Here is a 14,181-nt window from a genome sequence, read left to right as displayed (position 1 = left end):
CTGTAAAGAGATGACATAATATGTATTCGAATTTCCAATTCTGCAATTGTACATAGTAAGAGGGAGTTTAATCGTGATTTGGGGGATTCGAATGCATAAACATATATTAGCGTTTATGAGTTTTCTTATTTTATGGAAAGCAGTTAGTGCCGACCCAGTAAAAGCTGTTGAAAATCCTGAACAGAAAGATTTGCAAAAGAGGGTTGAACAGCATTTTCGGCACCAAGCTGCGTACTTTGGAATTGAAACAGAAGGAAAAAATTTAAAAGCAGTGCGTCAAGAACTACAAATTGTGCAAGAAGGAAAAGCAGAAAAATAAAAAGAGGCCGAAGCCTCTTTTTGTTCGAAATGTAATCAGTTGATCCCGCTCAAATGGCTGGTAAGAAGTAAGCGCAGGAAGAAAAACAAACCAGCCATAAGAGCCCGATTGGGTGGGCTAACTTCTTGTGAGAAAAAGCGTTTTACAAGAGGAAGTTTCACTCTATGCCCACTGGCGGGATAAGTTTGCCATTTCAATCGCTGCAATGGCTGATTCCCAGCCTTTATTGCCAGCTTTTGTACCAGCGCGTTCAATTGCTTGTTCAATCGTTTCTGTTGTTAACACGCCAAAGATAACAGGAATTTCTGTTTGTAATGAAAGAGAAGCTACGCCTTTTGCGACTTCATTGCAAACATAATCATAATGTGTTGTTGCGCCGCGTATCACTGTTCCAAGTGTAATGACAGCATCGTATTTTCCGCTGTTTGCCATTTTCTTTGCAATTAACGGAATTTCAAATGCACCAGGTACCCAAGCGACATCAATGTTATTTTCTTCTACCCCGTGACGCTTTAAACCGTCTAATGCACCGCCTAATAGCTTGCTTGTAATAAATTCGTTAAAACGACCAACGACAATACCTACTTTTAATCCTGTACCAACTAAATGACCTTCAAATACCATCATGTATCTCTCCCTTAATCTATTTAAATTTATATTAATTTTTCCAACATAGAAGTTGCTGCTATGCAAAGCAAAATATGATTTGCCCTCGCCTACCCAAAAAGAAAGGGTTTTTAATGACTGCTCCTTTTGTTTCAAACCTAGCATGTGGCAGGAAAAGGCCCCGACCGCTCCTATACGTGGCCAGACGCTCTCGCCCTCCCCTAAAAAAAGGGTTTGTATGTCATTTTTTTAATTTGCAGCTATATATTATAGATTTAATAAATGACCTAATTTTGTTGATTTCGTTTGTAAATATGCTTTATTTTCTTCTTTTGCTGGAATTTGGAGCGGCACGCGTTCTACAACTTCTAAATCATAACCTTGTAAGCCTGCAATTTTACGTGGGTTATTTGTTAATAGGCGAAGCTGTTGTAACCCTAAATCTTTTAAAATTTGTGCGCCAATACCATAATCACGAAGATCAGCTGCAAAGCCGAGTTTTTCATTTGCTTCTACAGTATCGTAGCCCTCTTCTTGCAGTTTATATGCTCGTAATTTATTAAGCAGTCCAATGCCTCGTCCTTCTTGACGCATATACAGAAGAACTCCTGTTCCTTCTCGTTCAATTTGAGCGAGCGCTGCATGAAGCTGCGGACCACAGTCGCAGCGGCAAGATCCAAACGCATCACCAGTTAAGCACTCAGAATGGACGCGTACAAGCACTGGTTCCTCTGTAGAAATATCACCTTTTATAAGAGCGATATGTTCTTGATGATCTAGAGAATTGGAGTAGCCGATGGCCCGAAATGTACCAAAGTCAGTTGGTAATGTAATTTCGACTTCGCGCTGCACTAATGTTTCATGATGGCGGCGATATGCAATTAAGTCTTCAATTGTAATCATTTTTAAATGAAATTGCTTTGCAATTTCTAATAAGTCAGGCACTCGTGCCATCGTTCCATCTTCATTTATAATTTCACAAATAACACCTGCTGGCTCGGCGCCGCATAATTTTGCTAAATCTACAGCAGCTTCTGTATGCCCAGCGCGGCGAAGAACGCCACCTGCTTTTGCGATTAAAGGGAATATATGTCCAGGGCGTTTAAAATCACTTGCTGCAGCTTCAAGATTTAATAGTTCACGTACAGTTGTCGCACGTTCATGCGCACTAATACCAGTTGTCGTCGAAATGTGATCGACGCTAACTGTAAAAGCCGTACCGTGTGAATCTGTATTTTGTGAAACCATAGGTCCTAACTCTAAACGATTGGCATATTCTTCTGTGATCGGAACGCATACAAGGCCGCGCCCATGTGTAATCATGAAGTTGATTGTTTCAGGGGTAATATACTCGGCTAAAGAAATAAAATCCCCTTCATTTTCTCTATTTTCATCATCGCATACGATAATAACTTTTCCTTGTTTTAAATCTTCTAGCGCTTCTTCAATTCGATGAAACATTTCATTTCCTCCTTTATAGGAATCCATTATCTTGTAAAAAGCTTTCTGTAATTGAGCTCTTTTTAGATGTTGGCTTTGTAATAAAACGCTCAATGTATTTTCCAATCATATCGCACTCAATGTTCACGATATCGCCAGCAGCTTTTATTCCGATTACTGACTGACTTAATGTGTGTGGAATGAGAGAGATCGTGATGGAAGATTCCTCAACTCCAAAGATTGTGAGACTTGTACCATCAATGGCAACAGCCCCTTTTTGTAAACAATAGCGAAGCAATTCATTTGGTAATTGAATTTTGTAATATACAGCGTTATAGCTTCTTTTTTTATCAATAATTGTTCCAATGCCGTCAATGTGTCCTGTCACAAAATGCCCACCAAAGCGGCCGTTTGCACTCATAGCGCGCTCTAAATTTACTGTTGAACCGCGAGTAAGTGACTGCAAAGACGTTGCGCGCATCGTCTCAGGCATGACATCAACGGTAAAAGAATGGGTTGTATAAGAAGTGACGGTTAAACATATTCCGTTAACAGCAATGCTGTCACCTAAGTTTACGTCTTCCAAAATGGTCTTTGCCGAAATTGTCAGTTTCATAGCTTCGCCAGTTTGCTGCATATTAGCGATTGTTCCAAGTTCTTCAACAATTCCTGTAAACATAAGGCACCTCTTTTCTTGGGGTGGCAACTATTTTAATATCATCACCAATTTGTTTCATCGATTGAATGTGCAGCGCGAGTGCATCTTCAAGTTGTGTAAAACCATTTCCGCCAAAACATGTTGGGGCCTCTTTACCACCAATTAGCTTTGGACTAATATAAGTAATCAGTTCTTGAAAACATTTTGCTTCTAAGAAACTTGCATGAACTGTTTGTCCGCCTTCGACAAAGAGAGAAAGAATATTTTTTTCTCCGAGAAGATCGAGCAGTTCGTTTATTTCAATACGATTCGTTTTCATTTGCAATACAGATACCATATCTGATTGAAATGTTGCGATTCTCTCTTTTGAAACGCCATTTCCAACGATAAACCATGTTGGGGCCTCGCCATCTGTAATTACATGAGATGAAAGCGGTGTTCGTAAATGTGTATCAAGTACGATGCGAATCGGATTTTTTCCGCCATTTACAATTCGCGTTGTTAAATGCGGATTATCAGTAATAATTGTATTTACACCAACGAGAATGGCATCGTGTGTATGACGATAACGGTGTACATCAGCGCGTGCTTCTTCACCGGTAATCCATTTACTTTCTCCTGTCCGAGTAGCAATTTTTCCATCTAAACTCATTGCTGTTTTTAGTGTGACAAATGGACGCCTTGTTTTCATGTAGTGGAAAAAGTAACGATTTAATTCTTTTGCTTCTTTTTCCAGAACACCAATTGTTACGTCAATCCCAGCTTCTTGTAATCGTTTGACACCTTGACCTGAAACGAGCGGGTTGCTATCTAGTGCTGCAACAACGACTCGGTTAACGTTCTTTGCGATGAGTAAATCACAACAAGGAGGCGTTTTTCCGTGGTGACTGCACGGTTCTAGTGTTACATATACTGCTGCACCGTGCGCATTTTCACCAGCCATGCGGAGGGCGTGAACTTCAGCATGTTCAGTTCCCGCTCGTAAATGGGACCCTACTCCAACGATATTCCCATCTTTTACAACAACAGCACCGACCATAGGATTAGGACTTGTTTGCCCAGCTGTATGTTTTGCTAATTGCAAAGCAAGTGCCATATATTCTTGATCTGTCATAAACTCACCTCTCCTAAAAAAAATCAAAAAACCCCAAGGATAGAATCCTTGGGGTGAGAGAGACGATGTTTCTAGAAATATAAGAAGGATACGAGAGTATACGAAAGAAACCTAGCGTTAATCGATATGTTTGCATAGAAAAGAATCCCAGCAAATATCTATTTTTTTACATGCTAGTGTTATTGTATGATTTCAGCAAAGAAAACAATGGTATACGAAAGAAAACATATGTATGTTTAAAAATAAACAGTACAAATGTGCATGCTGAAATAAACTTATCCTATTATACGTACTAGAAAACATATCCTTCTCCCATCCAGACTATACTGTCGGCTCTAGAGTCTCACTAGATCCACCGTTTTCAACTTGAAAACGGGTCACGGACTTAGAAGTGTGCACTTCATCACCGCCGGTTGGGAATTTCACCCGACCCCGAAGGATGCTGTTTGCTCACATTATAGCACAAAAAAGACAAAAGGCTATAAAAATATTTGAATGTGAAGAATTGTATGAAAATAAAAAGGACTTAAATCGTGCATTAGCAAAGAGAATAAATTTGTTATACTAGTGTAGAAAAATTTTATATAGTGTTTAAAACGAGGTGGAAGTATGAAATATATTGCAGTAGGAATAGGCGGCGTTATCGGAGCCTTAGCTCGCTATGGAGTAGGACAGCTTTTTGAAACAACATCTTTTACTAGTTTTCCATTAGCAACATGGTTAGCTAATATGAGTGGCAGTTTTTTGTTAGCATTTTTAACGATGTCTATCTTTCGGATGAAACAGGTTTCACCGCTTATGATAAGTGCTATTGGTACAGGGATAATTGGTTCATATACAACGTTTTCAACTTTTAGTGTAGACACGCTAAAGTTATTGCAGCATGAATCGTTCACAATGGCTTTTTTATATGTGAGCACAAGTATGATAGGAGGATTGCTTTTCTCTTTTGGCGGATTTTATGTTGGGAATAAGCTATATGAACGTAGTAGGAGGAAAGAAGGAAACATATGAATATATTACTTGTTAGTATCGGTGGTTTTTTCGGGGCAATTGCCCGTTTTTTTATTAGTACGATAGCGAAAGAAAAATATGGGGATTCTTTTCCTTATGGAACATTTTTTGTGAATATGATGGGTTCGTTTTTACTCGGTCTGTTATACGGTGCTGGAGTAGCTAAAATGTGGGTATTATTATGTTGCACAGGATTTATGGGAGCATTTACGACTTTTTCAACATATCAACTGGAATTGATCCAATTGATACATAAACGAGAAGGTCAAAAGGCATTATTATATTTTGTTATGAGTTATGTAATAGGTATTGGTATTGCTTTTTTAGGATTTTATGTGGGAAGTATGTAAAAAAACGCGCACATGTTTTTGTGCGCGTCTTGTGTTATTCTTTCGGTGCCCTTACAGCAGATTCAAATTGTCCTTTATGTGAACCATCGCAATACGGCATATTTTTTGATAACCCGCAGCGACATAGTGAAAATGCCGGCTTTGCTGGAAATGCATTTCCTTCCGCATCGATTAGTTCCACATCCCCTGTAATGCGAAACGAACCATTATCATTTACTTTAATTTGTACTTTCCCCATTGTTACACCTCCTCACCAAACGCATATGCTTATCATATACTTACTAGAATGACTTGACAATGTTTAGAAACAATGCTTTTTGTGAGAAAATAGAAATGATATAATAAGTTATATACTGAAAACATATTAAGGTGAACATAAACATGAAAAAACAATTACGTACATTACAAAATATCGCAACAGAGCGAACGTGGGTATCGTTTTTAAATGATAACCATCCCTACAGTTTACTTCATTGGTCAATTGCCGGTGTGCAGCAGGAAGTAAAGGATGTATGGTTATTACAAGATGAAGTAACATTTCAAACAACAGAGTTTTCATCACTTGATGAAGCAATAAAGTGGATTTCTGAAAATATGGATCAAGTTACAGATGTATTGGCGTAATAGGCCATTGTGAATCTAAGAAAACTTTTGCTGTTGGTTGGGATAGGAAAGAGGCTCATTCATTTGGAAATGAATGAGCCTCTTTGTGGTGTAGTTTCTAATGCATAAAAACATACAATGTGTGCAACATACAACCGATAGAAACAGCAAAGAAGGTGGAAGTTGTTGCGGAAACGATTGTTTATAATAAGTATTATCATTTCCTTTTGCATAGCCGGATGCAATAAAGAAGAGCAAGCTAATCGATCAAGTGTAAAAGGTATTTTATCCGCTCATCAAATAGATCTTGTTATTAAAAATATAAGTCGTGTACCGCATTATGATGTATGGACTGCAAAAAATGATTACACGCTTCTTGTCGTAAACTTTTCGTTAAAGAACAGTAGAAATAAAAGTATTATTGTAAAGCAGGCGCAGTTTAATGTTATTTCAGAGACCGGGAAAATATATGGAGCTGTTCAAACGAAAGGGAATACAAGCATATTGCATGATAGAAAGTTAAAATCATACGATACATTGCAATCGGGCATTATATTTGAAATACCTAAAGAAGAGAGAGCATCTGAATTATTGTTTGCTCCTTCGTTTGCTAAAGATAAACCAATTGTTATTTCGTTAAAATAAAAACAGGCTTATGCGAGCCTGTTTTTTGTTTCGTTTACGTATGTTGTTAAAAAGTGATCAACAGCATATTCATATTCTTCTCTATTTTCTGCATAAGAACAAGCATGAGCACCTTTTTCAGCAATAAAGAGTTCTTTTGCACCTTCCTTTGCCTCATACAATGATTGTGTCATATTGCATAAAATGTAATCGTCATCTTTACTATGGATGAACAATACAGGATTTTTTATGTTTTTCACACAATCAATTGGAGAAACCTCCCGAATTGTATAACCATCACGTACTTTCAAAAACGTATTAGCGAGTGGTAAAAGAGGCCATTTTGGTAAATGAAACTCAACCTTTAAACGATAATGAAGCTGTTCGTAAAAATCAGAGAACGGACAATCAGCGATGTAAAAATCAGCTCCGTCCTCGACCATACCTGCATATTGTAATAACGTTGCTGCTCCCATTGATTCACCATGGATACCAAGCGTAATATTTGAACCGAATCGTTGTTTGAGCCAATCTACCACCGTCTTTAAATCGTGTTTTTCGTAGTAGCCATAACTTGTTGTTTTGCCTCCTGTTTGGCCGTGGCGGCGATGATCATAAATAAATACGTTGAATCCTCTGTTTAAAAATAAATTTGCATACTTTATAGAATTTATTTTGTTGACGGTGACGCCGTGACAAAAAATCATGAACTTATTTGAATGGTTAACAGGAATAAAGTAACCATGAATGTTATAACCAAATTGAGAAGAGAGGCATACTTCTTCTTTCTGCATGGCTTCATAATCCTCCAAGCGAAAATGCTGTTTTGTTTCACGTTCTAAAATCTCTTCTTCTGTTTTTTTCTTTAAATACATAACTTTATTCGTAAAGAAAATGCCAATTCCAATAAGAGTACCAATTATCGTTAATAATGCTTTCGAAAACGCTTTCATACTCTCTCTCCTCCAAGTTACAGTACATATAATAATTACATTGTATCATAACCAAATAAAAAGGTGAGAACGGCAAGCGGAAAGGAGTGAGAAAAATAGAAAATTGACTACAATAGGGATATAATATTACATGAAATTTAGTTTGGAAATTTTTTTTGTAAGATTTATAAAGGGATTGAATAAGAAAAATATCTTTGTTTTATAAATAGGAAGTTTTTTTATAAGAAGAAATTATTGGAAATAAATAAACGCAATCATTACGTAAAGGTACATATTTGATAATTTCACAGACCAGTATAAATCATATATAGTTATTTTAATGAGTAAAATAAGAAAAGGAGCGATGAGATGATATTTTTCTTTCAATTAGCAGTAATTTTGTTAAGTACAAAACTTGCTGGTGACTTAAGTGTTAGACTAGGACAACCATCTGTACTTGGAAAACTTATTGTAGGTATTATAATTGGTCCTGCAGTGCTGGGGTTAATTGATAATACGGATTTACTAAGGCAATTAAGTGAGGTTGGGGTTATTCTTCTCATGTTTATGGCCGGTTTAGAAACGGACTTAAAAGAACTGAATGAAAACCGTAACTCTTCTTTTGCAGTAGCAGTTGGGGGAATTATTTTCCCGTTTGTAGGTGGCTATGTTGCCGGTCTTATTATGGGAATGGAGCAAGCGAATGCGGTATTTTTAGGCTTACTTCTTTGTGCAACTAGCGTTAGTATCTCAGTACAAACGCTTCGAGATTTAGGGAAAATGAAAACACGTGAAAGTACAACAATGCTTGGCGCAGCGGTGTTTGATGATATTCTTGTTGTTATTTTACTTGCATTTGCAATGAGCTTCTTAGGTGCAGATGATGTAAATTTAACTATGGTTATTTTGAAAAAAGTTGTCTTCTTTGCAGCTATTATCCTAATTGGATGGAAGGGCGTTCCGATGATTATGCGCTGGCTTTCTCCGCTTCGTGTGTCGGAATCTATTATTAGTACAGCTCTTATTATTTGTTTTTCTTTTGCATATTTCGGAGAATTATTAGGAATAGCTGGCATTATCGGAGCGTTTGCGGCAGGGATTGCAATTTCTCAAACAGATTATAAACATGAAGTTGAGAAGAAAGTTGAACCAATTGCATACGCAATGTTTGTTCCTATTTTCTTTGTAAGTATTGGGATGAATATTACATTTGCAGGAATTGGGGATAAAGTTGGGTTTATTGTCATTTTAACGGTGATTGCTGTATTAACGAAATTAATTGGCTGTGGTCTTGGAGCGCGTATGACAGGATTTGATTTACAGTCTTCTACAATCATTGGTTCTGGAATGGTTTCCCGCGGTGAAGTAGCGCTCATTATTGCTGGGCAAGGTCTTGCGTCAGGGTTATTAGCACAAGATTATTTTACAGCAATCGTTATTGTTGTTATTTTAACAACGATGATTACACCGCCGATGTTGAAGAAAACATTTGCGATAAAAGATAAACAATTGAAAGAGGGAAGAAGTGCTGTGTAAGCACTTCTTTTTTTATGTAACAATTTTCAGAAATATAAAATAATATTCTTGACGTACCATTTAATTTGTTTTACGGTGTAAATGTAAAGCATTTCCATGTTGAGGGGTGAAGAAGTGGCAACGATTCGCGATGTTGCAAAGTTGGCGGGAGTTTCAGTCGCAACAGTTTCACGAGTGTTAAATGAAAAAGGATATGTACATGAAGATACAGTCAAACAAGTGAAGAAAGCAATTGAGGAGTTGCAGTATAAACCAAATGCGGTGGCTAAAGCTTTATTTAAAAAGTCTTCCACCATGATTGCTTTACTTGTATCTAACATACAAGATCCAGCATCTTTATCCTTGCTTACGGTTATTGAAGAAGAAGCTTACAAAGAAGGATATCAAATCGTTATATGTAATATGGAGCACAAGCATGGTTATATGGATATATTGGAGCAAAATAATATTGCTGGTATCCTTATGACGCGTGATGTATATGAAGGATTACAAAAAGAAAGAGTATCAGTTCCGTTTGTAATTATCGATTCAAGCGAGGAAATGATTTCACAGTACTATAATGGAGCAATACAAGCTGTTTCGTTATTAAAAGAGAAAGGATGCCACTTTCTTGCTTATATTCATGAAGGACCGAGTCATGAAGCAATGGAGGAACATTTCGCTGGTTTTTTAGATGCGGTTTGGGAGAAAAACATATCTTACCGAGTGATCGAAATGTATAGAAGAGAGGAAAATTCAGAACAAATTGCTGCGGAAGTATTGCGAAAACATCCATATATAGATGGCATCGTCACTTGTAGTGATACCGCCGGAATTGATTTTATCCGTGCTGCGCAAACATTACATATCTCTATTCCAGAATATTTGCAAGTTATTGGTTTAAATGGAACTATGCAAGGAGAGTGGTCTACACCGTCATTAACGACGATTGCTCGGCCAATCACAAGTATAGGGGCAGTAGCTATCCAGAAATTAATTGCAAAAATAAAAAAGGTAGAAGATAACCATGAGATAGTAAATTTAGATTTCGAACTAATTGAGAGAGGATCAACAAGATGAAAGGTGCGTGAGTACACGCACCTTTTTCTATTTTTCTCTTTGTAGACAGCTAGAATCCGGTTTGATGGGAGTTTCATTTTGAACAAGAAGCATGCTTCTTGCAGTGCATAATCCGTTTCATGAAATATAGAAAAAATCGAAGTATTCACGGGTGTAGCAAGAAGTGCTCTTGTTTAATTTCAAGTAACGTTTCTGTAAAACGTTCATGTTCTTCAAAATGTGGAGAGTGGGCTGAGTTAGGAAACCAAATCATTTTTTTAATCGGAGCTTTCAAAACATTGCAATATTGTTGGACAAGTGCATAAGGCGTTTGATAGTCATAGCGCCCAGAGCAAAAATAGACAGGAAACGATACGCTTGGAATTTGTGAAAAGAAATCAATAGTTAACATTTCCTTCCATAATTCGCCGGATTTTATACTTCCGCTAAAAAATTTTATCCAATCTATTAATGTGTATTCAGATGAGAAAAATCCTTTTCGAATGAACGAAAAAAATGTCCCATTTTGAGTAGCACCACCAAAGATACCAAGCCATTTCCTTTGAATAAGCAGTCGTTTTGTATCTAGAAATGGTGGTTTTCCAAGCTTTTTTAAGGATGCGAGCGCCCGGTCATGTCTATGCTTTTTTGCGGATCGAATTAAATGTTCAAAAAGTAACGTCTCATTTTGCTTCATATGCACAATTTGACCAACTCCAATATAGGCTTCGATAGATTGAGGAGATTGCTGTGCAGCAGATAATCCAATAATGCTACCCCAGGAGTGCCCAAGAAGAAATAACTTCTTTTTTTGAAACTTGTTTAGCAGATAATCGATTAGTTTATGTGTATCCAAAATAAATTGCTCAATTGTTAGGGGCTCTTTGAAATCTCGCCATGAAAAGGATTTTCCTGCTCCGCGTTGATCCCAGTTGACAACAATAAAATGTTTCTCAAGTTCTACTTGAAAATGGCGTACAAACCCAATATGAGCCATTCCTGGTCCACCGTGCAAACATAATAAAAGAGGTTGATTGAGATCTTGCCCACGAATAAGCAACGATTGTTTACGATTGTTTATAAGAACAGTTTCAATTGTAGCAATGCTATTTGGAATCAATTGTTTATTTTTATCGTAAAAAGAGGGGGTGCCGCTGCGATTGAACATGAGAGAGACCTCCTTTCGAGTGCGATATAGTGAACGGTGTCGATTTGTCATCATATACTAAATATATTAATAAGAAATCATTGTATCATAACATAATAACTTTATCCTGTATGAATGAGAAGTAAAATGCTTAAAGATAGGAGTTTCAAGTTATGTATAAGAGAGGTGGAATGAGGTGGATATTGGTGAGATTATTGATCGCTTAAATAATCATGAATCGATCGCAATGGTTGCGAAACGACTAGAAATGAGTCCATATACACTATCAAAGAAATTACGATTGCTCGGATATGAATATGATAGTGGGCAGAAAAAAAGGATGTTTGTTGGGGAGGGAGAAGAACCACGTCATTTACAATTAAAAGAAGCTGCGAGCATACAGCGAGAAAAAATAGATTATCAACGTCTTATTTATGAACAATTGCAAAGTATTTATAAGTTGCTGCAAAAACAGGAGTATGGAATGTGTATTACTTCTGTCCAAACAGGAGAGAAAAAAAGACGTACGTTCTCTTTGTCAAAACAAACTTTAGAACAGCTAGACTGTTTTTCTATTAGAAATGGTGTACACAAGTCTAAAGTTGTTGAAGTTGCTCTGGAAGAATATTTAAAAAGATATCGTGAAAAAGAATAAAAGCGGGAGCTCCCGCTTTTATCCAACTATATAAATCAATTTTATAATGACTAATTTATTTTTTGAATACGACCTTCAATTTTTGCTTCAATTGGTGATTTTGCTTGTTTCACATAATCTACTAGTGCTTCTAAATCATTTGGTCCTGTTTCTGGATTTTTTCCGTTTCTAAATGAAACAAAACCATCCCCACCAGAAGCTAAAAAGGCATTTGCTACGACAGTATATGTTTGTGAATCAACAAGTGCTTCACCATTTGCTAAATGCACATCAGCGACTTTTTCACCAACTGCTTTACTATCATCCCATTTATATGTGATACCAGAAATTTGGAGCATACGTGTTCTATCTTTTTGCCACTGCTGATTTAAAATGTCACGAATATCTTTTCCTGTCAATGTTGACTTTATTAATTGATTTCCAAAAGGTTGAATGCCATATAATTCTCCCCACGTAATATCTCCAGCATCTAAATCGTTGCGAATACCACCAGGATTCATAATGGCAATTTGGCCATTCATCGCACTGCGCTGTGCATCAGCTATTAAGTTACCAAGCGTAGATTCCCCAGCTGGTGATTGTGTTCTATCTAAAGCAACTGCAGATTTACCGATAACTTCACTTACAAGAGGAGCGACTTTTGCTTGATACTGTTCCATTTTTTTCTTAATTTGCGGATCTGGTTGGATGCCGTCATGGGACGTTGAAACAATCTCAGCCTTTTTCTCTACAATATCTTTTGTTTTCTTATCAATTTTTAAATCAACATCTGCGAAAGCCATGCCGTACGAATAAGCTTGTACAATAAGTTTTCCGTTTACAGTGCCGTTTACATATGCATGGTTATGACCGCCAAAAATGACATCTACTTCTGAGTCGGTATTTTGAGCTAAGCGAACAAGATCTCCATCTGTAATCCCTTTATCATCCGTTGTACCAGGATTGTGTGCTAGTACAACAATTGCTTTTACGCCTAATCGTTTTAATTGTGCGGCAGACTTGTTAATTGCTTCTACTTCATCTGTGAACTGTACATTTTCAATCATTTTCGGTATAACAACGTTTGGTGTTTCAGTTGTAACAACACCAATAAAACCAACCGGAACTCCTTGTACCATTTTTACTGTAAATGGTGGTAAAAATAAGCGTCCTGTTGTTTTATTGTAAACATTGGCTGCAACGTAAGGAAACTGAGCACCTTTAAAATTTCCAGTTTTTTCATGATAACCGCCATAAATAAGGCGACGCATTTCGTCTATACCTTCATCAAATTCATGGTTACCAATGGTTCCAACATCAAAGCCAAGGTCATTGAAGATTTCCATTGTTGGTTCATCTTGTAATAAAGCTGAAACTGGTGGACTTGCACCAACTGCATCTCCAGCATGAACAAGTAGCGTATTTGGGTTTTGTTTTTCGCGATTACGTAAGTGTGCAGCTAAGTACTCGACACCACCTACATCCTTATTGTTTAATTTTTTCACAGTGTCCAATTGACCATGAAAGTCATTAATACCTAGCATTTGAACGTCAATATAACGATTTTCCTGTGCTGGTGTAGAAGTTGGTGGTGCTGCAAATACGCTTGAAAATGTAACAGTACTTAAAACAGCGACGGCAGGTATAATTTTTTTCCACATGTTTTTTGTTTCTCCCCTTTTATATAAATCTGACATCATACGACATAATTTTAATAGATTATGAGAAAACAATCTATAAAAATTATGATGTTTTAAGAGAATTCACAAAAAAAACTTTTGTTTTTATATAGAAAATAAACAATTAATTGTAAGCGGTTAACTCTATAAACCTATTTTGATATTCAATATATACATAAATACGAATTTTAAAATCGACATAAAAACCCTTTTTTAGAGGGGGACGAGAGCGGCTGGCCGCGCATAGAAGCAGTCAGGGGCTTTTCCACCCTTGCACCAAAAGGAGTAGGCCAGTAGCGAACGTGTAATATTTTGCATAGTTACGATTTGTCTGTTAAAAAATCAAAGTGGGCGGTTATGTAGAATAAAAAATAATCTACAATTAAAAGAAGGATGTTTTTTTACTTGTATATAGAGAGGTAAGATTAGTACCACTTAATAGTGATACTGCTCTATTAGTTGCTGCTAATTTACACTTTCTACTATA

The 14,181-nt window shown here is 36.8% G+C and carries 15 protein-coding genes, 1 pseudogene and 1 riboswitch; of the genes and pseudogenes, 8 read left to right on the top strand and 8 right to left on the bottom strand.

The window, feature by feature from the left end:
* Positions 1-91: 91 nt before the first annotated feature.
* Positions 92-307: pseudogene (locus tag BR72_RS01780) on the top strand (hypothetical protein); the annotation flags it as partial.
* A 174-nt stretch (positions 308-481) separates the two neighbouring features.
* On the opposite strand, the gene ribH reads toward BR72_RS01780, so the two are convergent.
* The 4 genes from ribH to ribD all read right to left on the bottom strand — a co-directional run bounded on the left by ribH (position 482) and on the right by ribD (position 4,137).
* Complete coding sequence (ribH, locus tag BR72_RS01775) at positions 482-943, bottom strand: 6,7-dimethyl-8-ribityllumazine synthase (RefSeq protein WP_035429429.1); 462 nt, start codon at positions 941-943, stop codon at positions 482-484.
* A gap of 249 nt (positions 944-1,192) precedes the next feature.
* A complete protein-coding gene (locus tag BR72_RS01770) occupies positions 1,193-2,386 on the bottom strand; it encodes a bifunctional 3,4-dihydroxy-2-butanone-4-phosphate synthase/GTP cyclohydrolase II (protein WP_035429428.1) in 1,194 nt (397 codons plus the stop codon).
* Positions 2,387-2,399: 13 nt separating this feature from the next.
* A complete protein-coding gene (gene ribE, locus BR72_RS01765) occupies positions 2,400-3,044 on the bottom strand; it encodes a riboflavin synthase (protein WP_035429426.1) in 645 nt (214 codons plus the stop codon).
* Positions 3,025-4,137, bottom strand: a complete 1,113-nt coding sequence (ribD, locus tag BR72_RS01760) for a bifunctional diaminohydroxyphosphoribosylaminopyrimidine deaminase/5-amino-6-(5-phosphoribosylamino)uracil reductase RibD (RefSeq protein WP_035429424.1) — start codon at positions 4,135-4,137, stop codon at positions 3,025-3,027. The genes ribE and ribD overlap by 20 nt, the downstream gene beginning before the upstream one ends.
* 300 nt (positions 4,138-4,437) lie before the next feature.
* A riboswitch (FMN riboswitch) is annotated at positions 4,438-4,581 on the bottom strand.
* Positions 4,582-4,746: 165 nt separating this feature from the next.
* On the opposite strand from ribD, the gene crcB (BR72_RS01755) reads away from it, so the two are divergent.
* On the top strand, positions 4,747-5,151 hold the full coding sequence (gene crcB, locus BR72_RS01755) for a fluoride efflux transporter CrcB (RefSeq protein ID WP_035429422.1): 405 nt from the start codon (positions 4,747-4,749) through the stop codon (positions 5,149-5,151).
* Positions 5,148-5,501 (top strand): fluoride efflux transporter CrcB, encoded by a 354-nt coding sequence (crcB, locus tag BR72_RS01750; protein ID WP_035429420.1) that lies wholly within the window; start codon positions 5,148-5,150, stop codon positions 5,499-5,501. The genes crcB (BR72_RS01755) and crcB (BR72_RS01750) overlap by 4 nt, the downstream gene beginning before the upstream one ends.
* 34 nt (positions 5,502-5,535) lie before the next feature.
* On the opposite strand, the gene BR72_RS01745 is transcribed toward crcB (BR72_RS01750), so the two are convergent.
* On the bottom strand, positions 5,536-5,739 hold the full coding sequence (locus BR72_RS01745) for a CDGSH iron-sulfur domain-containing protein (RefSeq protein WP_035429419.1): 204 nt from the start codon (positions 5,737-5,739) through the stop codon (positions 5,536-5,538).
* Between the two features lie 143 nt (positions 5,740-5,882).
* On the opposite strand from BR72_RS01745, the gene BR72_RS01740 reads away from it, so the two are divergent.
* Both BR72_RS01740 and BR72_RS01735 read left to right on the top strand, forming a co-directional pair.
* A complete protein-coding gene (locus tag BR72_RS01740) occupies positions 5,883-6,125 on the top strand; it encodes a DUF2552 family protein (RefSeq protein ID WP_035429417.1) in 243 nt (80 codons plus the stop codon).
* Positions 6,126-6,290: 165 nt separating this feature from the next.
* Positions 6,291-6,749, top strand: coding sequence for a DUF4352 domain-containing protein (locus tag BR72_RS01735; RefSeq protein ID WP_035429415.1), 459 nt, complete (start codon positions 6,291-6,293; stop codon positions 6,747-6,749).
* A gap of 8 nt (positions 6,750-6,757) precedes the next feature.
* On the opposite strand, the gene BR72_RS01730 is transcribed toward BR72_RS01735, so the two are convergent.
* Positions 6,758-7,681, bottom strand: coding sequence for an alpha/beta hydrolase (locus BR72_RS01730; protein ID WP_035429414.1), 924 nt, complete (start codon positions 7,679-7,681; stop codon positions 6,758-6,760).
* A 348-nt stretch (positions 7,682-8,029) separates the two neighbouring features.
* Here BR72_RS01730 and BR72_RS01725 point away from each other — a divergent pair, with 348 nt between their 5' ends.
* Together BR72_RS01725 and BR72_RS01720 are read left to right on the top strand one after the other, a co-directional pair.
* Positions 8,030-9,196, top strand: coding sequence for a cation:proton antiporter (locus BR72_RS01725; RefSeq protein WP_035429413.1), 1,167 nt, complete (start codon positions 8,030-8,032; stop codon positions 9,194-9,196).
* Positions 9,197-9,310: 114 nt separating this feature from the next.
* Entirely contained in the window at positions 9,311-10,255 is a 945-nt protein-coding gene (locus tag BR72_RS01720; RefSeq protein ID WP_035429412.1) for a LacI family DNA-binding transcriptional regulator, read from the top strand.
* A 145-nt stretch (positions 10,256-10,400) separates the two neighbouring features.
* Here the strand turns inward: BR72_RS01720 and BR72_RS01715 are convergent, their stop codons facing one another.
* The gene (locus BR72_RS01715; RefSeq protein ID WP_035429409.1) at positions 10,401-11,402 is read right to left on the bottom strand and encodes an alpha/beta fold hydrolase; all 1,002 of its coding nucleotides are present in this window, start codon (positions 11,400-11,402) and stop codon (positions 10,401-10,403) included.
* A gap of 175 nt (positions 11,403-11,577) precedes the next feature.
* Here BR72_RS01715 and BR72_RS01710 point away from each other — a divergent pair, with 175 nt between their 5' ends.
* Positions 11,578-12,036 carry a ribbon-helix-helix domain-containing protein gene (locus BR72_RS01710; protein ID WP_035429408.1) on the top strand — a complete coding sequence of 153 codons (459 nt, stop codon included), beginning with the start codon at positions 11,578-11,580 and terminating at the stop codon, positions 12,034-12,036.
* A gap of 50 nt (positions 12,037-12,086) precedes the next feature.
* On the opposite strand, the gene BR72_RS01705 is transcribed toward BR72_RS01710, so the two are convergent.
* Complete coding sequence (locus tag BR72_RS01705; protein ID WP_035429407.1) at positions 12,087-13,676, bottom strand: bifunctional metallophosphatase/5'-nucleotidase; 1,590 nt, start codon at positions 13,674-13,676, stop codon at positions 12,087-12,089.
* Positions 13,677-14,181: the final 505 nt, after the last annotated feature.

The sequence above is a fragment of the Bacillus sp. UNC322MFChir4.1 genome, assembly GCF_000746135.1.
Taxonomy (GTDB): domain Bacteria; phylum Bacillota; class Bacilli; order Bacillales; family Bacillaceae_G; genus Bacillus_A.
The sequence above is the reverse complement of the archived record's forward strand: the minus strand, read 5'-3'. Positions and strand labels throughout refer to the sequence as shown.